Origin of the sequence: Streptomyces sp. NL15-2K, assembly GCF_030551255.1 — a bacterium.
Taxonomy (GTDB): Bacteria; Actinomycetota; Actinomycetes; order Streptomycetales; family Streptomycetaceae; genus Streptomyces.
This window is the reverse complement of the sequence record NZ_CP130630.1, coordinates 3,238,036-3,261,652: the sequence shown is the minus strand read 5'-3', so window position 1 is coordinate 3,261,652 and position 23,617 is coordinate 3,238,036. Positions and strand designations below refer to the sequence as shown.

Annotated in this window: 16 protein-coding genes and 2 pseudogenes; 4 read left to right on the top strand and 14 right to left on the bottom strand. The window is 66.3% G+C overall.

From position 1 onward, the window contains the following. Nucleotides 1–719: 719 nt before the first annotated feature. Together Q4V64_RS14220 and Q4V64_RS14215 are read right to left on the bottom strand one after the other, a co-directional pair. Nucleotides 720–941 carry a DUF397 domain-containing protein gene (locus Q4V64_RS14220; protein WP_124442820.1) on the bottom strand — a complete coding sequence of 74 codons (222 nt, stop codon included), beginning with the start codon at nt 939–941 and terminating at the stop codon, nt 720–722. Further along, on the bottom strand, nt 938–1,804 hold the full coding sequence (locus Q4V64_RS14215) for a helix-turn-helix transcriptional regulator (protein ID WP_124442819.1): 867 nt from the start codon (nt 1,802–1,804) through the stop codon (nt 938–940). Before Q4V64_RS14215 ends, Q4V64_RS14220 begins: the two co-directional genes overlap by 4 nt. Before the next feature lie 150 nt (nt 1,805–1,954). On the opposite strand from Q4V64_RS14215, the gene Q4V64_RS14210 reads away from it, so the two are divergent. After that, nucleotides 1,955–2,461: an ATP-binding protein gene (locus tag Q4V64_RS14210; protein WP_124442818.1), complete on the top strand. Its 507-nt coding sequence runs from the start codon at nt 1,955–1,957 to the stop codon at nt 2,459–2,461. A gap of 162 nt (nt 2,462–2,623) precedes the next feature. Here the strand turns inward: Q4V64_RS14210 and Q4V64_RS14205 are convergent, their stop codons facing one another. The 6 genes and pseudogenes from Q4V64_RS14205 to Q4V64_RS14185 form a co-directional block, all read right to left on the bottom strand. Continuing rightward, nucleotides 2,624–3,295 (bottom strand): DNA/RNA helicase domain-containing protein, encoded by a 672-nt coding sequence (locus Q4V64_RS14205; RefSeq protein ID WP_303709964.1) that lies wholly within the window; start codon nt 3,293–3,295, stop codon nt 2,624–2,626. A 500-nt stretch (nt 3,296–3,795) separates the two neighbouring features. After that, complete coding sequence (locus Q4V64_RS14200; protein WP_172629413.1) at nt 3,796–4,521, bottom strand: SprT family zinc-dependent metalloprotease; 726 nt, start codon at nt 4,519–4,521, stop codon at nt 3,796–3,798. A 47-nt stretch (nt 4,522–4,568) separates the two neighbouring features. Further along, nucleotides 4,569–7,826: an HsdR family type I site-specific deoxyribonuclease gene (locus Q4V64_RS14195; protein WP_124442816.1), complete on the bottom strand. Its 3,258-nt coding sequence runs from the start codon at nt 7,824–7,826 to the stop codon at nt 4,569–4,571. Between the two features lie 210 nt (nt 7,827–8,036). Further along, nucleotides 8,037–8,147: pseudogene (locus Q4V64_RS54960) on the bottom strand (IS630 family transposase); the annotation flags it as partial. Between the two features lie 100 nt (nt 8,148–8,247). Next, a complete protein-coding gene (locus Q4V64_RS14190; protein ID WP_124442815.1) occupies nt 8,248–9,462 on the bottom strand; it encodes a restriction endonuclease subunit S in 1,215 nt (404 codons plus the stop codon). After that, nucleotides 9,455–11,896, bottom strand: coding sequence for a class I SAM-dependent DNA methyltransferase (locus Q4V64_RS14185; protein ID WP_124442814.1), 2,442 nt, complete (start codon nt 11,894–11,896; stop codon nt 9,455–9,457). Before Q4V64_RS14185 ends, Q4V64_RS14190 begins: the two co-directional genes overlap by 8 nt. Nucleotides 11,897–12,005: 109 nt before the next feature. On the opposite strand from Q4V64_RS14185, the gene Q4V64_RS14180 reads away from it, so the two are divergent. Both Q4V64_RS14180 and Q4V64_RS14175 read left to right on the top strand, forming a co-directional pair. Then, nucleotides 12,006–14,102, top strand: coding sequence for a 3'-5' exonuclease (locus Q4V64_RS14180; protein ID WP_216377666.1), 2,097 nt, complete (start codon nt 12,006–12,008; stop codon nt 14,100–14,102). Between the two features lie 31 nt (nt 14,103–14,133). Continuing rightward, on the top strand, nt 14,134–15,936 hold the full coding sequence (locus tag Q4V64_RS14175) for an AAA family ATPase (protein WP_172629412.1): 1,803 nt from the start codon (nt 14,134–14,136) through the stop codon (nt 15,934–15,936). Nucleotides 15,937–16,037: 101 nt separating this feature from the next. Here Q4V64_RS14175 and Q4V64_RS54955 read toward each other — a convergent pair. Beyond that, nucleotides 16,038–16,288, bottom strand: a pseudogene (locus Q4V64_RS54955) (DNA mismatch repair protein MutT); the annotation flags it as partial. A gap of 274 nt (nt 16,289–16,562) precedes the next feature. On the opposite strand from Q4V64_RS54955, the gene Q4V64_RS14170 reads away from it, so the two are divergent. Next, entirely contained in the window at nt 16,563–17,789 is a 1,227-nt protein-coding gene (locus tag Q4V64_RS14170; RefSeq protein ID WP_124442812.1) for a cytochrome P450, read from the top strand. Nucleotides 17,790–17,837: 48 nt separating this feature from the next. On the opposite strand, the gene Q4V64_RS14165 is transcribed toward Q4V64_RS14170, so the two are convergent. From Q4V64_RS14165 to Q4V64_RS14145, 5 genes are all read right to left on the bottom strand, one after another. Continuing rightward, a complete protein-coding gene (locus Q4V64_RS14165) occupies nt 17,838–19,085 on the bottom strand; it encodes a cytochrome P450 (protein WP_124442811.1) in 1,248 nt (415 codons plus the stop codon). Continuing rightward, the gene (locus tag Q4V64_RS14160; protein ID WP_124442810.1) at nt 19,082–19,726 is read right to left on the bottom strand and encodes an ATP/GTP-binding protein; all 645 of its coding nucleotides are present in this window, start codon (nt 19,724–19,726) and stop codon (nt 19,082–19,084) included. Before Q4V64_RS14160 ends, Q4V64_RS14165 begins: the two co-directional genes overlap by 4 nt. Further along, nucleotides 19,707–20,063, bottom strand: coding sequence for a DUF742 domain-containing protein (locus Q4V64_RS14155; protein ID WP_172629411.1), 357 nt, complete (start codon nt 20,061–20,063; stop codon nt 19,707–19,709). Before Q4V64_RS14155 ends, Q4V64_RS14160 begins: the two co-directional genes overlap by 20 nt. Further along, nucleotides 20,060–20,479, bottom strand: a complete 420-nt coding sequence (locus Q4V64_RS14150) for a roadblock/LC7 domain-containing protein (RefSeq protein WP_172629410.1) — start codon at nt 20,477–20,479, stop codon at nt 20,060–20,062. Before Q4V64_RS14150 ends, Q4V64_RS14155 begins: the two co-directional genes overlap by 4 nt. 126 nt (nt 20,480–20,605) lie before the next feature. Continuing rightward, on the bottom strand, nt 20,606–23,248 hold the full coding sequence (locus tag Q4V64_RS14145) for an ATP-binding protein (RefSeq protein ID WP_303709963.1): 2,643 nt from the start codon (nt 23,246–23,248) through the stop codon (nt 20,606–20,608). Nucleotides 23,249–23,617 lie beyond the last annotated feature (369 nt).

Sequence of the window (23,617 nt, the reverse complement as noted above, 5' to 3'; positions counted from 1 at the left end):
ACGCTGACGGACGACGAACGTTCGGTGTGGCGGGGGCTCGTCGCACGGCGACGAACGCACTCAGAAGTCAGAAGGGAGTCTGAGGCTCGCCGACAGCCGTGCCGGGGCGCAGTCCCTCCCGGGGCGGGGAGTACCTGAGCGGCTCGTCGTAGGTCCGGCGACCGGCGCACGACACGAGCAAGACGCCGATCAGGGCGACTGGCCTCATGCTGGTCCCGTCCTTTCGAGAAGTGCCTCAACCATAGGAGACGTCTCGGCCATGGTCAATGTGCGAGATGGTGTCTCGTGATGCAGTACATCACGGTGGGTGGGTGGCACCGTGGAGCTTGCATGGGCGGTCGCTGTCATGAGGCGGTAGGGGACCGGACGGACGCAGTGCCGGAGGGTGCACTGCAGTCGGATCCGTCCGGCGTCGTCTGGTGCGTACTCGGCGGGGGCAGGGGAACCCAGTGCCGATCCCGGGACCGGTCGGTTACGCCGCGCGCTGGCCGCCATTCTCGACGACGTGCAGGCCGCGCCTAGCCCGTTGCGCGGGACGATCGCGACGGCGCCTCGGCGCCGACGGGGGAGAGCGCCGGGGCGACGCTCGTGTACGTGTCGACTGTCAGCGTGATGTGCGCTGGGGCGTGGGCTGGTCGATGACTTTCACGGCCGAGGCCCGATGCGGAGATGCGTCGCTGACAGCACTGCCAGCAGGATGAAGTCCGGCCCGGCGTTGGTCAAAGTTCTCCGGCGATGACGCCGTTCCGGAAGGCAGCCCATTCCGAGGCGGTGAATCGGAGGGGTTCGCGGCCGGGGTTCTTGGAGTCGCGGACGGCCCTTGCGCCCTCAGGGAGTTCTGCGACCTCGACGCAGTCGTGTTCCGCGCCGCTGGCGGAGGCCTTCCGCCATATCGCCTCGGTGAGGTCGTACGCGTACAGCTCAGCCTTGAGGTCGTTCACTTCCGGTGGCCCTCTTCCAACTCGGCGATTCTCGCGAGCGAGTCCTCCACGGGAAGCGCCGTCGCACGGATGCGTTCGAAGGCCTTGGCGAAGGGCGTCGCGTCGTCGCCCTCAACGTATGTCGCGCCGCTGAGATTTTCCAAGAGCACTACGGAGGGCATCGGTTGGGGGAAGCCGGTCAGTGTGAACCCGCCGACCACGCCAGGGTGCGAGGTGGAGTCCAGCGGCATCAACTGCACGGTGACGTTCGGCATCTCCGAAACGTCGAGCAGCCGCCGGAGCTGCTCACGCATGATCGCGGGACGCACGGCGAAGCGCTGGTGCAGTGCTGCTTCGTGGACGATGGCCCAGAGCTCAGGAGCCGTTCCCGGGCGGGAGAGTACGGACTGCCGGGCCATCCGTACCTCCGTCAGGGCGGCCACCTCTTCCGGCGTGCGTGACGTCGTCACGCCGGCGATCGTCTCGCGTGCGTAGGCGGCTGTCTGCAACAGGCCGGGTACGACCAGCGGGGACCACGCGTAGATCGTCTCGGCGTCCGATTCGAGGGAGATGTAGTCGGCGTAGGTAGGCGAGACAATCGCGCTGTACGTCTGCCACCAGCCCTTCTTTCCAGCGTCTCTAGCGAGGGCGCCGAGAGCGTCCCTTACCTGAGTGTCTTCTACTCCGTAGATCGTCAGCAGGGACCCTACGTCTGCCGGCCTGATCGACTGGGTGGCGCCCTCGATCTTCGAGAGCTTCGGTGCCCTCCAGCCCATGGCTCCGGCAGCGGCATCGAGCGTCATACGGGCGTCATTGCGAAGGCGCCGCAGGCTCGCGCCAAGCCGGCGGCGTCGAACGGTCGGTACGAGTGGTGAGTTGGGCATGTGGGGAGTCTGGCAACGCTTTCGCGCGGATCGCACACCGTAGCGAGAACTTCACCCCTTCGGGTTGGAAATTTTCTACCTCGGGGAGAAAGTTACGAGTGTGGCTGAAGCTGGGGGCAGTCCAGCCGACCGCCCAGGAGGCCCACCGACATGCATCTCACTCCGCCCCCCAACCCTGACTCAGCGCTCCTCAGCACCGCACCCGCATCAGCCCTCACACCAACCACCCCTGGCTTCTACCTCCGCGCCCGCCCCCACGGCTTCGCCGCTCACGTTTGCGCCTCGCCCGACAACCTGTGTGCCGTACGGCAATTGGCCCGCGCCGAACTATTGGCGCAGGGCATCGGGGACGATGCCGTCGACTCCGCGCAACTCGTCCTTTCAGAACTTGTCGGCAACTCGGTGCGTGCTTACGGCGATTACGTACCGCTCGTGGTGGAGGTGTACGTGACCGGGTACGGCGTCGCGGTGAATGTCCACGACCCGGACCCGGGCACACTGCCGATGCGCCGGGCTACGCCACTCGACTGTGCAGAGGCCGAAGCCGGGCGCGGGCTGGGCCTGGTCGACCTGCTAGCGCCGGGATGGCAGGTGCGGAGGTCGGCGATTGGGAAGCAGGTGTGTTGCTGGGTGCCCGCTGAACCAGGAGGGAACTGAGGGGCCCATCCGCGTTCGACGCGTAGGGCTGCGTCGTCCGGAAGTGCACCGCTCTCATGGGGCGGCATTGACACCGGACGACGTCCCGCGCCGTGGCGGCGACGCAACTCCCAGGCTGCGCCGCCCGGTGGCACAGGATGGCTATCTCTCGCATACGCGGAACTACACAAGCGCCGCCGCCTCGGCCCGAGAGGCCGGATGAATGAGCGACCGCAGCTTCTCGCGGGTCTCCGCGTCCGTCGAATAGAGGATCGTCCCGACCATTCCCCGCGTCAGCAGCACCTTGTACGTGTTGCGGATGAGACGGTCGACGTCGTCGTCCGGCGTCGCCTTGGTGAAGGACGGGTCCTTCGAAGCCGAGCGGTCCACGACCCAGCGGTCCGTTCGCCAGACCAGATCGGGGCCGATGATCACGCCCGACCAGTCGTACTCGAAGCCCTGTGCCGTGTAGACGCAGCCGACCTGGCCGAAGCCGGCCGGGTCGGTGGCCCAGAGGGGTGCGGGCGGTGCGCCGAGTACGGATCGGTCGCCGTACAGGTTCCAGGGACCGGACCATTGGCCGATCACGACGTCTTCGGGGAGTGTCGTCATCTCGGGCGTGATCTTCGTGGTCCATTTCCAGCAGTAGCCGGCTGACATGCGGGCGCCGTAGCCCTCCTCCCGGCGCGCGACGAGGAAATCCTCCAGTTCCTGCGGGGTCTCGGCGGTCAGTAGTTGCAGCTTGCCGTCGGGCTCCCACTGGCTGGGCATACCGCCGTCCAGGCCGAGTAGGTCGATGACCCACTTCTCGTACGCGTCGCTGCCGCCGCACCGGAACTGGCCGTCCAGTTCCACCACTGTGCAGTCGAGGCCCTGCGCGCGGCGGCCCGTTCGATCTCCTGCCTGGTCCCATCTCGCGGGGACGCACCACCTGCTGCTGGTCGAGCAGGAAGACAGGGACTCGGCGTCCATGCAGTTGTTGAAGTACTTGACGCCGCGTTGGCGGATCAGGAAGCCCGTCGGGCCGCTGAGATGGTTCGGTCAGGTGGAGCGGTGGCGCGATGAGGTGGGGGCGGTCTGCGGACCGGGGACATGAGCCGGAATGGTGCCACGGGGCATGGACGGTGCCCATGTCGGTGTGCACGCGGTGTGCACGGCCTCTGGTCATGGGGAACGTCCGCACAGGTCAGAGGCTGCTTCAGGCGCCGCTCACCTGTCCCCGGCGCACAGACCGACTCGTCTGCCTTTAGGGCCCTGACCAAGGCTGTGCAAATCCTGATGCACCATCCGGCTGATTCGGCACGTGGTCGGGGCGACTCAACCACGAATCCGCGTGTTTTGCCTGGCCAAGGGCTTCATGTCTTCGTTTCCGGAAGCCAGAGATCGGGCCCGAGCCGTTTCAGCCGGTCGCGACGGGCATGGCAGTCGGGCATCGCCCGCTGAACTTTCCGCCAGAATCCTTCGCTGTGATCAGGCACACGCACATGAGCGAGCTCATGCACGAGCACATAATCGATCAGATCGGGTGGAAGCTGCATGGTCGCCCAATGGATGTTGAGATCGCCATGGAGCGAGCACGACCCCCAGCGGTAGCCCAGAGGCCGGACCCGGAGTTCACCGCAAGCCACGTCCATCCGCTGGGCCCACGGCTGAAGCCGACCAGGCAACCAGCTCATACCACGCCGGGTGTACCAGGCGATCAGGGCAGTGGACGCATCATGGAGCACGTCCTGCCGGATCTCCAATCGGCCTCGCAGCAACCGAACATCGGTCGGGCCGGCCTGGACGACCAGCAGCCGATAGCTGCGTCCTAGGTATGGAAAGCCCTCTCCGGAGACATACTCACGAGGGGGTCTGCCCTCGCTCAGCGACTCGCGTTCAGCGAGCTTCCCGTACAGCCATTGCCGCCGGCTTCTGATCAGCTTGACCAGATCGGCTTGCCCGGTCCCCGGGGGCACGGTGACGCTGACGGTCGAGTCGCGCTCGACGGTCAGCCTGATCTGTCGCCGTCGCTCGCTGACCCGTACCTGTACGTCGAGGTCGTCGACTCGCAGTACCTCGGTGGTCGCTGAACCCTTCACGGCCACATCCTGGCATCCGTCACTGACATTCCCCGCCAGGCCTGGCGTCAAGGGCGCGGAATCTCTGTACGACGGTGCCCGATCACTTCCACCAGCTGATCGGCCAGCGAGTCGACCTTGTCGATCGCCGCCGCATCCTTGGTGATCAGCAATTGGACGGTCTGGAGCCGGAAGTCCTCCTGATCGACCGGGCTACGCCAGAAATCACGTCGATGGGTCACCTGCTGGGCGAGGGTGTAGACGCCGGTGCTGATGTCGCACAACAACTGGTCGGTTTCCGGGTCGACCACTCCGTCCCGCGCGGTTTCCTCCAACAGCACGCCGTACAGGGCCCGTTCGACAGGGCTGAGCGGATCGTCGGACGCTGGGCGGTCCGTTCGCAACTCGGCGACCAAGTCGGCCAGGAGCGCGGCTTGCTGTTCCCAGTTCTCGGCGTAGTCGCGCAGAATTTCTTCGAGGCGCTCACTGAGCCGCTTATAGAAGCGAGGGTCCTTGCCCCGGTTGATCTCGATATGGTCCCGTACGGCGTGCTCCATCTCCGAGGCACGGGTTCGCGCACCGGGCAGTGCCGCTACCTTTTCCTCGAAGTCGTCTGCTGTCAGCGATACCGGCGGCAGCTTCTGGTCGATGCCGAGCGACAGCAGGTGATCGTCAAGCAGTTGGCGGACCTTCGCGCCGTACGCGCTGGTGTCGAAGTCGCCACCGTCGACTCGGAACCTGCGCTTGGCCCGCATCGCGATCTCCGCGTAGAGGGTGGCGTCCTTGAGGAAGGGGCGCACGGCGGGTTCGGGCAGGATGACGTCGATAGTGCTGAGGAACCGCTTGAGCTCGGCCTCGAACCTGTCGAACAGGGCCCCGTCGTTCAACAGAAGCACACAGTCCTCCAAGGTCGTCCCGGAGGGGGGCACACCGTGGTCGGTAAAGACCGCTTGGAGGCGGCGACGCATCGGATCCAGCTTGGCGACTTCTTCGCGGAGGTCGACCAATACTCCATCGACATCGTCGGCGGAGTAGGCCTTGAGAGCTTCGGTCAGATGGTTGGCGACGCCGAAGTAGTCGACAACATAACCGCACTTCTTGTCCTTGGCCGGCCGGTTGACGCGGGCCACGGCCTGCAACAGCTCGGCCTGCTTGAGGGATCGGTCGATGTAGAGCACCTGCTCGATCGGCGCGTCGAAGCCGGTCAGCAGCATTGACTTGACGATCAGGAATGCGACCGGGTGGTCGTCCGGGCCGAGTTCCGCCGGAAACGGCTTCGTGAAGTCGTCGACCCTGCGTTCCTGCGGCTTCTGCGCGGTCCACTCGGCGAAGCGCTCTTCGTGGTCGTCGGTGCCCGGGGAGATGATCGGAGCGAAGTCCATCGCACGGAGCAGATCGAGATTCCGGTGTGCGGTGACCTGTGCGATCTGTCGGGCGGTCAGCTGGTCCAGCGGAGTATCGAGCAACCGCGCCGGGACTGTCTCGGCCTGGTGGACCAGATCATCCCTCGCGGCGAGTAGAGCCGTTCGGTAACGCAGTGTCGCCTCCCGGCTGTTCGCCACCAGCTGGGCCTTGAACCCGCCAGGCAACACGGTCGTGACGTAGTGACGGAGCAGGTGCCTGGCCTTGGCCGTGATCAGCTCTTCGGATTCGAGCACGTCACCCTTGGTGGCGTACCGGCGCTGCAGAGCCTCGCGGTTCTCGTCGCTCTGCTCGGCGAACAGGTCCTCGAAGACCTCGTCGAGGTCACGGCCGTCTTTGACCGCGCCCTTGACGGTGTTGCCTTCGTAGAAGATCCGCACAACCGCGCCGTCGGCCTCAGCGTCGGCCAGCCGGTAGGTGTCGATGACGCTGCCGAAGATCTGGGAGGTCTTCTTCTGCTTGCCCATGATGATCGGAGTTCCGGTGAAGCCGATCCGGGCGCAGTTAGGCAATGCCTCCAACAGGTTCATGTGCAAGGTGGAGCCGTGCGACCGGTGCGCCTCGTCGATGAGGACCACAATCGCGCTGTCGTCGTTGAGCTCCCCAAGTGAGGGGACAGCCTCGACCAACTCGCCATTGGTGGACCGTGCCGCTACATCCTGCTGCTTTTGGATCATCACAGCGACGATGCCCGGGCCGCCGGCCGCCAACAGTTGCTTGGCCTCCTTGACCCGCTTGGCCTCTTCGACTTCTTCACCGGTGAGCCGGAGCGTCTCCGACAACTGTTTCTGTAGCTGGGTCCGGTCGGTGACCAACACGACCTTGACCGCGGACAGTTCCGGTATCGACCGCATACGGCGGACGAGGAACGTCATGGTGAGGCTCTTACCGGAGCCCTGGGTGTGCCAGATGATTCCGCCCCGCCGGTCCTGGACACCGTCCTCTTCTCGTGTGTCACCTGTCAGCAGGCGCTCCAAGGTCTTTTCGACCGCGCGGTACTGCTGGTAGCGCGGCGCGGCCTTGATCCGGATGCCGTTGTCCAGCGTCATGAACGTCACGTAGTCGTGGATGATCTGCAATAGCCGCTCAGGGTGCAACACCGCTGCGGTGAGCCGGTTCTGCTCAGTGACCGACCGCTCGTCGCACTCAAGCGCGGCCGCGATGGTGGCGTCGGTCAGCGGGTACGGGTCACGCCACGGCGCATAGTGCTCGGTGTCGGCCGTGAACGTGCCCAGCCGTGCCCGCTCCCCGCAGGTCGCCACAGTCAGCTGGACGGTGTGGAACAGCTTCGGATTTCCGGTGGGGATCCGGCTGCGGCCCTGGCCGGCGTACCGCTTCAGCTGCGTCACGGCCGCGGCGATCGCGTCACCCTTACCGGGCTTCTTGCACTCCACGACGACCAGGGGGATGCCGTTGACCAGCAGCACCTCGTCGGGTGCGATGTATTTCAGCCCGTTCGTGCCCAGCACATCGACCCGGAACTGGGAGACAACCACGAATTCGTTGCGCTGCCAGTGTTTCCAGTCGATGAAGTGGACGCGCTGGTCCCGGCCTCCGTCCCAGCCTGGCAGACCGGGTACGGTGACCCCCTTGATCAGCACTTCAGTTGTCAGCTCGTTGGCTTCCAGCAGACCCCTGGCCGTGATCCGGGTCAGCTCGCCCAGAGCCCGGCTGATCCGCACGTCGTCCAGCCAAGGTTCCCCATCCGGCCCTGGGTTGATATCACGCAGTGCCTTACGCAGCCGCGACTCCATCAGTACCTCGGCGAACGATTCGCGCCCGGACTTTGTCGGATCCTCCGGCTTGAACGCGCCCTCCGCTTGGCCCGGCATGTGCTCCCAGCCCATGTTCGCCAACTGCCGGAGCAGCGGAGCCTCAACCTGTATGTACTCGGGCCCGGACACGAGCGTCCCTCGCTTCAAGTCAACGTGTGATCACAACGGTTCCATCATTCCTTGCGGAGACCGCTGCACGCCACGGACATTCCGGCTGAGCTGAACTCGTGGGGTCGTGGCGTGTTGCTCGAGTGGGTCTGATGGTCTAGCGAGTCTTAGGCAGCCGCCGTCGATGAGCTTGCTGTAAGTACTGGCTCTTCCGTAAGCCAATCGGGTGCACTGGTTGAGGCGCTCGGGGGTGGTGAAGGCGACGTTGGAGAGCCAGCCGCGCCGCAGCAGGGACCAGATGCCTTCGACGGGGGGGAGGTCGAGTGCGTAGAACGACAGATGTAGGGCTAAGGCTTTACCCTCTCCGCCGAGGAAGTCGACACCCAACCCCTCACCCACCGGCACTGAAAAGACCATCTAGGCCCTTATGTCCCCCCTGACGTCAAACCCGAACGCGCCCACTCAGCAGGTCGTCCGCGAGGCCCCGTTTCGTGTGCATCAACTGCGAGATTTTGAGCTCGGCAGCAGACACACCGTGCCGGTGAGCATTCAATGCTGAGATCGCTTTCCTTTGCATCTCCATCGGAAGCACTGGGACTCTCAGATTCTTAACGATCCCGGAATTTATATTCGGCATAGTAGACCCTACCGCCAAAGCGGCAATTTGGCGCTGGCAATAATCTTGCGTGTAGGCAAGAGCAAACCATTCGGGAAGGACTCGGCTGAAGTCGAGGCGAATTCGCAAACAGCCGGTTCCGCATAGCCAGCCTTCGTTCTCAGTGTGGACGACCGCGCATCGCGATAGATCTCCTCTGCGACCGAGAACTACATCTCCCGAAACGAGAACATGTCGTGCGAGCTCGCGACACTTCCTCATAGAAACGCGAGCGATCTTATCTGGCGAAATAGACCTGTCGATAATATCTTGAGGCATGATGACGGGAATTCCTTCGGAGGTGTACTCGTAAGAGTGTAGCTGGCTCCCGAATGGCCCGATCTGAATGCTCCCATTGCCCTCTAGTAGCGCTCCGACGGTAGGAGTTTGCCAGCTCGAGCGGAAGTCAACATTAAAAATACTCGCTACAAAACCTGCCTCTACCTCGCGCCATTTTGCAAGTTCTCGATTGGCGGACGCGGCCTCCTTGTCGAGCGCATCGAGCGTCTCCACGATCCGCCGCTGTTCGGCCAAATCGGCAGGAATTGCGATCTCCAACCGCTCCATCAGGTCGGTCGGGAGACGCCCGGTTCCATGCCCTGCCTCATCGACCATTGCGAGGATGTTGCGTTCACGGGCCTTGAGCGCGAGGCCGAGGAAAGTCCCGTCGATCGATGTGTGAGGCAGCAGTGCCTTGCAGTCCTGCCCAAAAGCCACAGGACGTTGGGCGACACCTACCCGGAACTCCTTCTTCAGGCTCATACCTCGCACAATGAACAGCACAGTTCCGGGTTCAACCACCTTGGTGCCGGCCATGCTGCCGGCACGGGTCACCCGACGATCCGAATCAGTAATCCGGAAGTCCTTAAGACTCGCGGCGCTGATCCACGGGATATCGCCACCCCAGAAGCGGGGCTCTTCGGTCGCCGGGGTTCCGCCAGACCACCAAGTTCCGCAGTCCTTCAGCTTGACCTGCCTCCAGCCCTCAGGAACGTCATGCATAGCCGAGCTCCCGCAGAATCTCGTCGACTCGGGTGGCTGCGGCGGCTCGCTGGGCTTCGAGTTCGGGGAGGGTTACCGCGTACTTGGCAGCCCATCTGCTGTAGCGGTCGATCAAAGCTTTGCGGCCGATGGCTAGGCGGGCGTCGAGGCGCCGGCTGAGGTCGGCTTTGAGGATGCGCATGACCAGGTCGGGTGCGGTCCCAGCATCGTGGATCTGGCGCACGCCCGAGCCGAGGCGGTCAATGAAGGCGGCTTCCAGTTTGCGGACTTTGGACTTGGCCTCGGTCAGTTGGGCGCGCAAGCGCTTTAGCACGACGGGATCGACCTCCTCCGCGGCGTCGTCCTCGGAGGTCGTGGTGGCGGCCTTGACCTTGGCGTCGAGCTCAGCCCGGAGATTCTCGGTCTCTTCCAGCTCGGTGAGATAGTCAGTGAGGACATACGAGACCAAGGGGTGTTCCCGGGCTTTACGCTTGGCTGCTGCCTGGCGCTGGGCGTTGTGTACCACCGCGCCGTGATCCGCGAAAGCGGTCTGAATCGTCGTCAGCCAGCCTTGAACGACCCCACTGAATTGGTGGTACGCCAGTGTACGGATGTCGTATTGGACGCTGCCCCACCAGGAGGCGGCGGCGCCAGAGAGCTGGAATCGGTCGAGCGTGCCGAGGGGTTCGAGTTCTGCGACGAAGGACTCCAGTAGCTCGGCGCGGGTGTCCATAACCTTATGGGTTTCGGGCAGCTCGCTCAGGCGTTTGCTGTGCCTGCTCCACCACTCATCGAACGCGTCCCGCACAAGTGCTTCTTTGGGCGCGGCCAGCTCCGGGATACGGTTTGCGGCCGACTGCCAGCCGTCGGCTGGGAAGTCGTAGTAGTCGGCGTCTCGTTCGGCGAACAGCGAGTGCACGTCCACGCCGTACGCCTGGAAAGCGGGCTGGTGCTCACGGACCTCGGACTTCGGGACACCGCCCTGCAGATGGGCCCGTACGTCTTGGGGCTCCGGGGGTGGAGTGTTGTCGACGTAGCGCCGGATGTTGAGGTTGAACTGGTTGTCTTCGAGTTCCGCGAGCGACACCACGCGGGCGAAGCCGGGGATGTCATGTGTCGGGTCGGCCAGATAGGCCCGGTAAGCGGCGACGATTTTCTCTGCGTGTTCGGGTTCGAGGTAATTCTGGGCACGGCCGGACAAGTACTCGCGGTCGGCGTTGATAAACAGGACCTTGCCTCGATGTGAGGCCGGGCGAGAACCGGGGCCGCGCAGGATGAGAATGCATGCCGGGATACCGGTGCCGTAAAACAGGTTCGAGGCGAGGCCGATAACGGCCTCCAGCCGGTCGGCCTCGATGACCCTCCTTCGGATTGCTTGTTCCTCGCCGCCACGGAACAGCACGCCGTGAGGCATGACCGTGGCACCGATGCCGTCATGCCGGAGCACCGAGAGCACATGCTGGGCGAACATCCAGTCGGCCTTCTTGCCGGTCTCCGGAGTCCAGCCGAATTCGAAGCGGTCGGCGTGCTTCATCCCGGCACGCACGTAGTTCTGTGAGAACGGAGGATTCGTGAGTACACGGTCGAAGAGCGTCAGCGTCGAACCATCCGGCTCGATGTGCAACGGATTGGCGAGGGTGTCGTCGTTCTCCAGGTCTGCATTGACGATGCCGTGAAGGATCATGTTCATCTTGGAGATGGCCCAGGTGCCGCCGTTGGCCTCCTGGCCGTACAGGCGCAGGTCCTGAGCGTCCTCGCCAGCCTCCGCGACGTACTCCTTGGACATGATCAGCATGCCGCCGGAGCCAGCGCATGGGTCGTAAACCCGCATCCCCGAGTGCGGCTCGACTAGACGCGCCATCATCCGGACGACGCCGCGTGGGGTATAGAACTCCCCGCCCTTCTTGCCCGCCGAGTCGGCGAACTCGCCGATGAGGTACTCATAGGCGGCACCCAGCAGGTCGGGGAACTCGAAGTCCTCGTTGCGGAGCCGGTAGCGGTCGAAATGTTTGATGAGGGCCCGAAGTTTCTGGTCCGACAGCGATGTCTTGCCGACCTTGCGGGTGAAATCGATATGCCCAACCACGCCCTGCAAGGCGGTGGAGTTGGCAGTCTCGAGCGCGCCCAAAGCCTTGTTCAGTAGGTCTGCAACGCCGTTCTCAGCCGACTTGCCTACTAGGTATCTCCACCGGGCCGCAGTCGGCACGAAGAAGTCGCCGCCCCGGTAGAACGCCCGGTTGTCGGCGATCTCCTCGGCCTGCGCCTGTGTCCGGCCCGCCGCGAGTTGCTCGGCGATAACCCTGCCCCGGATCGTGTCGAATTGGTCGGAGCAGCGCTTGAGGAACAACATCCCGAAGATGTATTCCTTGAACTCCGAGGCGTCCATCTTGCCGCGCAAGATGTCGGCCGCGCCGAACAGATGCGCTTCCAGCTGCGGCAACGTTAGCTTCGCCACAGGCGGAGCCTCCAGTCGTCAGTCAAGGGCGGGTCAGAGACCCCATACGATACTGCTCAGCACAGATCATCAACGACCTACCATGAGGGTTGCCCATCCCGTCGGAGGAGTGACCGTGCCGCAGTTGGCGATCGCCAAGGAGTTCCTCTCCGAGTACGCCAAGCTTGAGAAGCCGGTCCAGAAGGCTGTGCAGGCCGCGCTCGGCAAGTTCGCCCAGGCCACCCACGCGGGACTGCATCTGGAGAAACTCAACCGGGCCGAAGACCATCGGATCAGGACAATCCGCATAAACCAGTTCTATCGCGGCGTCGTCCTGGCGCCGACGACCGGTGACCTCTACTGCCTGCTGCGCGTCCTGCCGCACGACGATGCGATCGCTTGGGCCACGACGAGGCTGTTCACCGTCAACCAGGTCCTCGGCGTCTTGGAGATGCGCGACGAGACGCAGCTTCAGAGCATGTCCGGCACACTGCGTCTGGCCGCCGAAGCTACACCGGCCCGGCTCTTCGACCATGTCAAGGACTCAGACTTCCGCACACTCGGCATCGACGACCAGGTGCTGCCGATCGTCCGATTGTTGACCAGGGAGGCGCACCTGGACGCCCTCCAACACATGCTGCCGTCACTTCAGTACGACGTCCTCGTCGCGCTAGCGTCGGGGATGACGATCGAGGAGACTTGGGGAGAGGTCAGCAAGCATCTTGTGGACGCCGCCAAGCCCGACCGGGTAGAGCCGGACGACCTGTCCGCGGCGATCGGGCGGACCCCCGACCAAGTTGCGCTCGTCAGCGGCCCCGAAGAACTTGAGAAGTTGCTGCGCCCTCCGTTTGCACTGTGGAGGATCTTTCTACATCCGATGCAGCGCCGGATTGCTTACCACGATCCCTATCTTGGCTCGGTGATGATCACCGGCGGTGCGGGCACTGGCAAGACGGTGACTGCCCTGCACCGAGCTGCGCATCTCGCCGGGCGCTACGACAGTGGCAGGCCGATCCTGCTGACCACCTACAGCCGCCCGCTCACCGCGGAATTGGGTCGTCAGCTGGAGCAGCTCGTCGAGAATCCCGAGGACCGCGATCGGATCGAGGTGATCACCACTGATCAGCTTGCTGCCCGGGTTGTCAGCGATCGGCCCGGAAGTCGCCCAGTGGTGCTCACGTCGCGCGAACTGGTCAGCCTTGCCGACACCGTGCATCCGGATTACCCCGGGGAATTTTTGGTCGATGAGTGGGAGCAGGTGCTGCTCGCCCAGGACATCACCACGCTGGAGGCGTATCTGACGGCAGCACGCACCGGCCGGGGCCAGGGCCTGCCTCGTTCGGAGCGGCCGTCCGTATGGGCAGCCATCGAGGCGTTGCGGACTCAGCTGAGCGACCTAGGGCGTTGGTCATTCCTGCAGGTAGCCGATGAGGCGGCACGGATCCTGCGACAGGAGGACAGGCCTGCCGTCTACCAACACGTCATCGTCGACGAAACCCAGGACCTACATCCCGCGCAGTGGCGGCTGCTCCGGGAAGCTGTCCGCCCGGGCGAGGACGATCTGTTCCTCGTCGCGGACCCGCATCAGCGGATTTGGCAGCATCGTGTACCGCTGAAGAACACTGGAATCAACATCGTCGGCCGGACACAGCGACTCACCCTCAGCTACCGCACCACTCAGGAGATCCTCACCTGGGCCGTCCGGGTGCTGGGGCTCGTGTCCGAGGAGGACCTCGATGGCTGGCCCGACAGCCGAGAAGGCTACGAGTCGCCGATGCACGGTCGCCGGCCGATCGTCCGGCGGTTCACCGACTGGTCCGAGGAGCGCGCTGCCGTGGTTTCCCAAGTCCGTGCCTGGCTGGCCGACGGTGTCGAACCGGGTGCGATCGCGGTCGCGGCCCGGGTCAACGCCAAGTCTGACGACGTGGCGGACGCACTTCGCTCCGCGGGCATCGAGCCCGAGCCACCGGGGCCGTCTGGCGGCCGGGTCCAAGTGGGCACAATGCACAGCATGAAGGGCCTGGAGTTCCAGTGCGTCGCGGTCGTCGGCGTCCAGGACAAGGTGGTGCCGCACGACCGGGCGATTGTTCCGTTGGAAACCGACAGGGCCGCCCACCTGGAGAGCGTCCAGAGGGAGCGATGCGTGCTCTATGTCGCGTGCACTCGTGCCCGTGACCGGCTGTATGTGTCGTATTCCGGGGCTCCCAGCCCCTTCCTCCCCCGCTGAGTTCGAGGAGCCTCCCGTGCGCCCCCTACGCGTGGCCATCCAGAACATTCGCGGCGCCCTCGACGTCGAACTGCACCTGCGTCCGTTCGGCGCGCTGATCGGCCCGAACAACGCGGGAAAGTCCACTTTGATGGATGCGATCCTACTGTTCTACGGCGCACTGGACTGGGACGAAACCCGAGACTATCCCTGGCACGCGGAGCCTGGTGCAGAATCCTGGGTGGAGATCGACTTCAGCGTTGACGCCGCCGAGGCCAAGCAGATCGGCGTCGACCTCGTCGACGGCGATCTCCTCCGGATCCGGCGCTGGTTCACCAAGAGCACTGACCGTCTTGCCGGGGCTTACTACCTGATTCCCCAGGACGGCGGTGAACCACAGCCGACCGGCTGGACCAGTGCCGCCAAGCTCGGTCAGTGCGTTTACATCCCGGCGATCAGCAAGATGGCCGACCACATGTCGCTTACCGGTCCCTCGCCTTTGCGGGACGTACTGCTCCTGGCCTTCTCCGAGCGGCACATCGAGACCATGCTCATGACCGCTAGGGCCGCTCTCGGAACGCTGAGCAGTGCCTTGCAGGAAGGGCCCATCACCGACCTCGAGAGCGATCTCGACGAGGCGCTGATGCCCTGGGGCCTGTCCGCAAAGGTCGACGTCGGAGAGCTGTCCAACGAGCTGATCATGCGCCACCTGATCGAGCTGCGACTCCACCAAGAGGGCACTCACCGCCCGCTGGAGACCCAGGGATCCGGCGTGCAGCGCACCATGGTCGCCGCGCTGATCCAAGCGGCCGCACGGCTACGAGCTCAGGCCAAGGAGGGCGCCTTCCGGTGGGTCCTCTTCGAGGAGCCGGAAGCCTTCCTCCACCCTTCCCAGGTGACCCGACTCGCCCACGACCTGCACCAACTCGTTGCCGCGGGCAACACGGCAGTGACTATCACCACACACAACGCATCCGTGATCGCGGCTGCCGAGACTTCCCCTGAAGCGATCACCCGGGTGCGTCGTATGCTCCACCGGATCGAAGTGGCGTCGCCTTCTCCCGCTCGCGTGAGCAGGGTTCTCTCAGACATACACACTCGCTCGGCCTACGCCGTGGGCTCTCGCTCCTGTTTCAAGACTGCCCGTCTGACCACGGCCGACGAGGAACGGGACCGGGTTCTTTACGACCTGGACGCGCACCGGGCCGCTGCCTTCTTCGCCGACCGGGTGATCGTCGTCGAAGGTCCTAGCGACGTGTTGTTCTTCGAGTGGCTGGCCCGTCGGGGTCTCCTGGCCAAACTCGGCCCCAACGTCGGCGTCCTCAGCGCGTTCGGCAAATTCGAGTTGCATCGTGCGGCGAGCAGTCTTTCCCTGTTCGGTATCCCGCACGTTGTTCTCTGGGACGAGGACGCGGTCATGGCCACAACTCAGAACACCCTCAAGAAGCGGCTGTGCGAGGACGCATCGGCGCTCACCGCGTTGACGGCGTCCGCCAACGATGCAGAGTCAACCTTCGCCGGCGCGGTTCGTCTCACCGGCACCATCGAGCGCTGGCTCGGCATCACCGAGGAGAAGGACAACCCCTGGAAGGCAGCCAACATCGGCGCGTCGCTCAGCCAAGCCTATGCGGACCCATCCTCACCGCTGCCAGCGCGGGTTAACAGCCTGCTTGCTGTGCTCGAAGACCTGTTCGTGGGTCGGGACATCGCTTCCTACCGGCAGCTGCCGGAGTTTCAGGGCGCACTGATCTCGCCAGCCCTGCCTCCACTGGCCGTCGATTTACCACGCGAGGTCGCGGCCTTCCCGCGTCAGACGTGCAGTTGCCCCGTACCCGCGTGGCCACGAGTCATCTGATGATCCAGCCTTAAAGCCGTGGAGCTGGCTGCCCCAGCCACGTCGTGTCTCTACCGGCAGGCGGTGCGTTCACGGCCTGGCACCGGAAGCCCTCCCTACTTTCAGCCGTCCAGGGACACCTGGGGCCCGTCGGTGAGATACCCCCGCAGAGCGCTGGCGGTGGTGTCCACGGATTCCCCGGGGATGGCATCAGCATTGACCGAGCAGACCTGGGCGTGCTTGCGCGGTTCTCCGGTTCACCCGACCATTCGTGGGCGGTGAATGCGACGGTGAGGAAGCCGTTGGGGGCTTCGACGCTCCAGGCGCCATGGATGATGTGGCCAACTCGACGGAGGGATTCCCTTGGGCCGAGCGGCCGTGCAGGGTCCTGGATCATGCGGGAGTGTGCGCGATGTGCACGGCCTCTATCTACGCGAAGAGTTCACGCAGCTCAGAAGGCACTTTCGCCAAACTCGAGTCTGTCCTCGGCGTACAGCCCGACTCGTCTGCCACCCGGCCCACGGCCGAAATCCCACTTTCAGCGATAGCTGTCCATAACTCAACAGTCGGCCAGGACTCAGCTGTCCCCTCAGCCGGGTGATCAATAGCCTTGTGCGACAGGCTCGTTACCCACCCCAGGGAGCTCCATGGCCACCGCACAGCAGGTCCCCGACATCCTCTCGCCCGAGTTCGCCGCCCAGCCCTACCGGGCCTATCGCGTGATGCGGGAGAAGGCTCCGCTCATCTGGCACGAGGCCACCCAGAGCTACATCATCTCCCGTTACGAGGACGTGGAGCGCGTCTTCAAGGACAAGAACGGTGAGTTCACCACCGACAACTACGACTGGCAGATCGAGCCCGTGCACGGGAAGACGATCCTCCAGCTCAGCGGACGTGAGCACGCGGTGCGGCGTGCGCTCGTCGCGCCGGCGTTTCGTGGTAGCGACTTGCAGGAGAAGTTCCTGCCCGTGATCGAGCGCAATTCGCGTGAGCTGATCGATGCCTTCCGGCACCGCGGGGCTGCGGACCTGGTGGGGGACTACGCGACCCGCTTTCCCGTCAACGTGATCGCGGACATGCTGGGGCTCGACAAGGCCGATCACGCACGGTTCCACGGGTGGTACACCTCGGTCATCGCCTTTCTCAGTAATCTGTCGGGTGATCCCGACGTGGCCGCGGCCGGTGAGCGGACGCGGGTGGAGTTCGCCGAGTACATGGTGCCGATCATCCGGGAGCGCCGCGAGAACCTCGGTGACGACCTGTTGTCCACGCTGTGCGCCGCCGAGGTCGACGGCGTGAAGATGAGTGACGAGGACATCAAGTCCTTCTGTAGTTTGCTGCTCGCGGCTGGTGGCGAGACCACCGATAAGGCTATCGCCAGTATTTTCGCCAACCTGCTGGTGCATCCCGAGCAGTTGGCGGCCGTGCGGGAGGATCGTGGTCTGATCGCGCGTGCCTTTGCCGAGACGTTGCGCTACACGCCGCCCGTCCACATGATCATGCGGCAGTCGGCGACCGAGGTCGCGCTCAGCGGGGGTACCGTCCCGGCCGGTGCCACTGTCACCTGTCTGATCGGTGCTGCCAATCGGGACGAAGAGCGGTACGAGGACCCGGATCGCTTCGACATCTTCCGGGATGATTTGACGACGACGACCGCCTTTTCGGCCGCCGCCGATCACCTTGCCTTCGCGCTCGGCCGGCACTTCTGCGTCGGGGCCCTGCTTGCCAAGGCCGAGGTCGAGATCGGGGTGGGCCAACTCCTTGATGCCATGCCGGACGTGCGGTTCGCGGACGGGTTCGACCCTGTGGAGAAGGGCGTTTTCACCCGGGGGCCGCAGCACTTGCCGGTGCGCTTCACGCCCGTGGCGGGGTGATCCCCGGGGGACTGATCTTCGTATCGGTACGGCGCGAGCACCAGCGCGCTACTGCACCACCGGCGTGAACCGCACCGGCAGCGAGGTCAGCCCGCGCATCCAGATGGACGGGCGCCAGGTCAGCTCCTCCGGTTCCACCTCCAGGACCAGGTCGGGCAGCCGCTCCAGCAGCGTCTCGACCGCCGTGCGGGCGATGACGTCGGCCAGCAGTGGGGCCGGGTAGGGGCAGCGGTGTTCTCCGTTGCTGAACGACAGGTGTGCGGCGTTCTCCGAGCCGACGTGCCCGTCCGGCCAGATCTGCGGGTCGGTGTTGGCGGCGGCGAGGCCGAGTACGAGGCAGTCGCCCGCGCGGATCTGCCGTCCGCCGAGCTGGGTGTCGCGCACTGCCCAGCGGCCGATGAAGTTCTGCGTCGGCGTGTCGAGCCACAGCACCTCGTTCAGTGCCTCGCCCACGCTGAGCCGGCCGCCGGAGACGTTCAGGGCGAAACGCTCGTCGGTGAGCAGCAACCGGAGGGTGTTGCAGATCCAGTTGGCCGTCGGTTGCTGTGCCGCGGCGATGACGGAGATGAGGTCCTGGACGACTTCCTCGTCGGTGAGACCGGCCGGGTGCTGGAGCATCCGCGAGGTGACGTCGGGGCCGGGCCTGTCCCGTTTGTCCTTCACCAGTTGCTGGATCCGCTCGCCCACCCGGCCGTACGCGGCCACCGGGTCGTCGCCCTCCGCCGCGTCCAGGGAGATCCGCAGGTCGTCCACGAGTCGCTGGGTGTCCGTACCGGCGTGCGGCATCCCGCACATCTGGACCGCGGCGCGCATCGGCAGGGCGTGCGCGTACGCGCTCATCAGCTCGGCCTGGCCGCTTCCGGCGAACGACGTGATGAGCCGGTCGGCGATCTGCTCGCACTCGCGGGCCAGTTCGAACTGGTCGACACCCGACAGCGCCTCGGTGATCACCCCCGCCCGGCGCCGGTGTTCCGCGCCCTCGGTGAACAGTACCGACGGCTGGTAGCCGACGAAGGGCAGCAGCGGCCAGTCCGGGGCGATGTTCTCCCACTGGTTCCAGCGGCGCGAATCCCGGGCGAACAGCTCGTCGTGGCCCGTCACATAGCTGACCTCGGAGTAGCCGAGGACCAGCCAGGCTGGGATGTCCCCGTCGAGCAGAACGGGCGCCACCGAGCCGTGCTCCCGGCGCAGGGTGCGGTACAGCTGCGACGGGGTCTGCTGGTACTCCAGACCGGCCAGGCGCACCGCGCCCGCGTGGGCGGGGCAGCCCGGGGAGGAGGGGCCTGCGTCGGTCACGGTGTCATCTCCGTCATCTCCGGCTGCTCCGTGTTCTCCCGGGTCATGGCCAGTTCGTAGAGGTGGTTCACGAGGGTGATCAGTACGTTCTTGCCCGACGACCTGACGCGCGCGTCGCAGTCGATCAGCGGCACGTGCTCGGGCAGGGCGAGTGCCTGGCGGATCTCGTCCAGGGAGTGCCGGGAGGGATCGTCGTCGAACCGGTTGACGGCCACGACGAACGGCGTCCGATGGTGTTCCAGCCGGTCTATCGCGTACCAGGAGTCGTCCATCCGGCGCGTGTCGACCAGGACGACCGCACCGAGCGTTCCGGAGAAGAGCCGGTCCCAGAGGAACCAGAAGCGTTCCTGGCCCGGTGCACCGAAGAGGTAGAGGACCATGTGCTCGTTGAGGCTGATCCGCCCGAAGTCGAACGCCACCGTCGTGGTGGTCTTCGCCGCCACCCCGCTCGTCTCGTCGACGCCGACACCGGCCTGCGTCATCACCTCTTCGGTGTTGAGCGGCCGGATCTCGCTGACCGAGCGGACCAGGGTCGTCTTGCCGACCCCGAATCCGCCCACGACGACGATCTTCAGGCCGGTCTCCGCGGCGTCGGCCAGGGGCGTACGCCGGGAAGGCAGCTCAGAGGTTGCGGAGCCCATGGAGCACCTCCTTGAGAAGGGCGGAATCGGGGAGCGAGGCGACGGACCGCGCCGCGCGCGGGTGGCGGGCGGTGATACGGCCCGTGGCGAGCAGGTCGCCGAGCAGGATGCGCACCACCGTGATCGGCAGCTTCAGCTCCGCGGCGATCTCGACCACGGCCGTCGGATGCCGGCACAGTTCGAGGATCCGGGCGTGCTCCGACTGCATCCCCGCGGTGGGCTCGCACTCACTGACCACCAGGGTGACCAGATCGAACGAGTCGTCAGCACGGCTGCGTCCGCCCGTGACCGTGTAGAGCCGGTCGGGATCACCGGTGTCCACGGGCCTGCGCATCACGACGAGGTGCTCCCCTGAGCGGGTTGGCGGGGCTCGGCCCGCAGATGCTCGCCGATCTGCTCGACCAGCTCGGTCATCTGGTGACCCACCACTCCGGGGTCGGCGGTCTCCTGGGCGACGACCGCCAGATGCGCCCCTTCGCCTGCCTCGACGATGAACAGCAGGCCGCCGTGGAACTCGGTCATGGAGTGGCGGACACCGCCGGATCCGTCGCCGAACTCGACGGACGCGCCCTGGGCGAGGGCCTGTATGCCCGAGCAGATCGCCGCCAGCTGGTCGGCCTGGTCGAGCGTCAGGTGCTCGGTCCAGCACAGCTTCAGGCCGTCCCGGGACAGGACCAGGGCGTGCCGCGTGCCGGGAGTGCGCTCCAGAAGGTTCTGCAGGAGCCAGGTGAGGCTGTTGTCGGTGGTCTGCATGGTGGGTGATGGGGCGGTTGTGCCCGGCTGTCCGGTCACCGACCCGTTCCTCCAATCTCACGAAGTCGAGCGGGGACGTGGGCGCCGGGGCCCCGGGCGCCGTACGGGAAGGGCATGGACTGTGGTCTACGGGGTGGACGGCGGTTCGGAGGCGGGGCGGGTCTCGGAGGCGGGGCGGACCTCGGGTCCGCGAGAGGGCTCGGAGGCGGGGCGGACCTCGGGTCCGCGGGGGGCCTCGGAGTCGAGGCGGCCACCCTCGGGTCCCGCTGGGGCCCCGGGCCCGGTGGCGCCGCTGCCGGACAGGCGTCCGCGATGGAAGGCACCGAAGCGTGCACCCGCGTCGCGCGCCGCCGAACGGCCTCCCGCCCGGCCCTCGTCCTGCGAGGCGGCGTCGGCCGCCGCCCTGCGCTGCCGACGTTCGCGTTCGGCCTCCGCCATGGTGCGGCCGGGCGCGCGGACGGGCAGACCGTTCGGGGTGGAGCCCGCGGAACGGTGGTGAGCGGACTGCTCGGGGCGTTCCGCCTCCGCGTGGGGCCGCGCCATGGCATCGGGCCATGCCGTGGCGTCGGGCCGCGTGGTGTGGGCGGGTGCCGGCGTGGGGTCTGCGGTGAAGGCAGGCGCCGGCATGGGGTCCGAGTGGGCGGGGCCCGGCATGGGGTCCGAGTGGGCGGGTCCCGGCGTGCCGTCTGTGGTGTGGGCGGTCCCGGGCGTGGGGTCTGTGGTGTGGGCGTGCCTCGGCGTGGGGTGTGTGGTGTGCGGGGTCTCGGGCGCAGGGTCTGTGGTGCGGGTGGTCCCGGATGCGGGGTCTGTGGTGTGCGGGGTCTCGGCCGTGCCGTCTGTGGTGCGGGCGGTCCCGAGCGTGGGGTCTGTGGTGTCGGCGTGCCCCGGCGCAGGGTCTGTGGTGCGGGCGGTCTCGGATGCGGGGTCTGTGGTGTGCGGGGTCTCGGCTGCGCCGTCTGTGGTGCGGGCGGTCCCGAGCGTGGGGTCTGTGGTGTGGGCGTGCCCCGGCGCAGGGTCTGCGGTGTGGGCGGTCCCGAACGCAGGGTCTGTGGTGCGCGGGGTCTCGGATGCGGGGTCTGTGGTGTGCGGGGTCTCGGCCGCGCCGTCTGTAGTACGCGCGGTCCCGAACGCAGGATCTGTGGTGTGCGGGGTCTCGGCCGCGCCGTCTGTAGTACGCGCGGTCCCGAACGCAGGATCTGTGGTGTGCGGGGTCTCGGCCGCGGCGTCTGCAGTACGCGCGGCCCCGAACGCGGCGTCTGCGGTGCGGACGTGCCCCGGCCCAGGGTCTGTAGAACGCGCCGTCCCGAACGCGGCGTCTGCGGTGCGGGCATGCCCCGGCGTGGAGTCCGTCGTGCGGGTGGGCCCCCCGGGCGCGGGCACCGCGCCCGGCGAACGGCGCGCGCTCTCCCGCGGTGCGGGGTCACGCTGCTGGGCGAGCAGTTGCGGGGGCAGCAGTACGACGACGCCGGTGCCGCCGCGCGACGACGGCCGGTAGTTGACGCTGATGCCGTACTTGACGGCCAGCCGCCCGACCACGGCCAGGCCGAGCCGCGTGCCCTGCAGCGAGGCGAGGTCCGTCATCCGCCCCGCAACCGCCTCCTCGGCGCGCCGCATGGCCGCGTCGGCCATCTTCAGGCCGCTGTCCTCGATCGTGACGACGATCCCGGCGCTGCGCTCCTCGACGTACACATGGACCTCGTCGATCGGCGGCGAGAAGTTCGCGGCGTTGTCCGTCAGCTCGGCGAGCAGGTGCATGACGCCTTCCGCGGCGAAGCCGGAGATCGCGGCGCTCGTCGAGCAGTGCAGTCGTACGCGCCGGTACGCGGCGATCCGGCCGACCGCGCCGCGCAGGATGCTCTCCATCACGATCGGCTTGTTCCAGGCGCGGCTGGCCCGGCCGCCCATGAGCAGGGCCAGCCGGTCGGTCATGAGGCCCAGCTGCGAGGTGCTGTGATCCAGCCTCAGCAGGTCGCCGAAGACCTCCTCGCCGTGCCGCTCCTGCATCTCCCGCAGGTCGGCGAGCATGCTGACGGCCTTGGCCTGGACCCGGCTCAGTGCCTTGGCCGAGGCGGCCTGCGCGGCGGCGGCCCGTCGTTCGCTTTGGGCGAGTTCACGCAAGAACGATTCGCCGGGGGCACTCAGCAGGCGGGACCGCGGCCACTGAAGCTCCGCGAGCACGGTGTCGGCCGAGTTGCCTTCCCGCAGCCTCGAGACCGCGGTGGGCAGGGTCTCCCGCGTCAGCCGTTCCAGTTCGACGGCGCCCTCGGCCAGTTCGCGCTGCGCCTGCTGCCGTTCGGTGTCCAGGGCCGCGGCATGCCGCACGTCCTGTTCCACCACGGAGGCGAAGGTCTCCAGGATCAGGCGCAGTTGCGGATCGGACGGTATCGGCACGCTCGTCAGGGCGTCATGCGCGCTAGCCGCGTCCCGCAGACGTTTCGCGACCAAGGGCAGTGTCACGTTCCCCAGATGCGCGGACTCCGCGACCAACTGCGCCAACTGTGCCCTGAGCTGGCCGACTTCGGCGTCCCGCGCCGCGGTGGACCGGCGGGAACGCCGGACCAGCACGGCGCTGACGACGACGGTGACCGCCATACAGAGCCAGGCGACCAGAACCGCCGTCACCGTCCAGGCGCGGGCGGCCTCGGGCGCCGCCGCGGCCACCGCGCCGGCGGCCGCGGCGCTCACCACCAGTACGGCCAGGGGTACGGCCGACGAGGCGCGGAGCCCCCTCGCCGACCGGTGCTGACTGAGTGGTGAAGGCACTGACATTCAGCGGTCCTCGGTCCTTCGGTACGGGAGCAATGGATCGACCGACATGTCGCGGTCGTAGTCAGGTCACGGTCGTAGCCAGGCCGCGGTCGCAGTCAGACAGAGACCGCCGCGAGGACGGCGATCATCCGGACCGGATACCGGCTCATGCTAGTCATCCTGTCGCGCGCCGAAATCCGACTGACCGAACAGTCCGCTCAGGATTCCACTTCGTCGTGAACCTGCCGTTCCGTCGGCGGGGCGTGGTAGCGGATACGCCACGTGTCGCACGTCCTTGACGACCGTTTATGTCCGTAGGTGATCACTTGACGATCCCTCAACCCTCAAGGCGGCTCAGTCAGTTCCGCATATTGACCACGGCACTACGAC

Coding starts and splice junctions, on each gene's coding strand:
- Q4V64_RS14170 (WP_124442812.1), top strand. CDS start 16,563: ATGGCCACCGCACAGCAGGTCCCCGACATCCTCTCGCCCGAGTTCGCC.
- Q4V64_RS14145 (WP_303709963.1), bottom strand. CDS start 23,248: ATGTCAGTGCCTTCACCACTCAGTCAGCACCGGTCGGCGAGGGGGCTC.
- Q4V64_RS14215 (WP_124442819.1), bottom strand. CDS start 1,804: ATGCCCAACTCACCACTCGTACCGACCGTTCGACGCCGCCGGCTTGGC.
- Q4V64_RS14190 (WP_124442815.1), bottom strand. CDS start 9,462: ATGCATGACGTTCCTGAGGGCTGGAGGCAGGTCAAGCTGAAGGACTGC.
- Q4V64_RS14210 (WP_124442818.1), top strand. CDS start 1,955: ATGCATCTCACTCCGCCCCCCAACCCTGACTCAGCGCTCCTCAGCACC.
- Q4V64_RS14150 (WP_172629410.1), bottom strand. CDS start 20,479: ATGCAGACCACCGACAACAGCCTCACCTGGCTCCTGCAGAACCTTCTG.
- Q4V64_RS14160 (WP_124442810.1), bottom strand. CDS start 19,726: ATGGGCTCCGCAACCTCTGAGCTGCCTTCCCGGCGTACGCCCCTGGCC.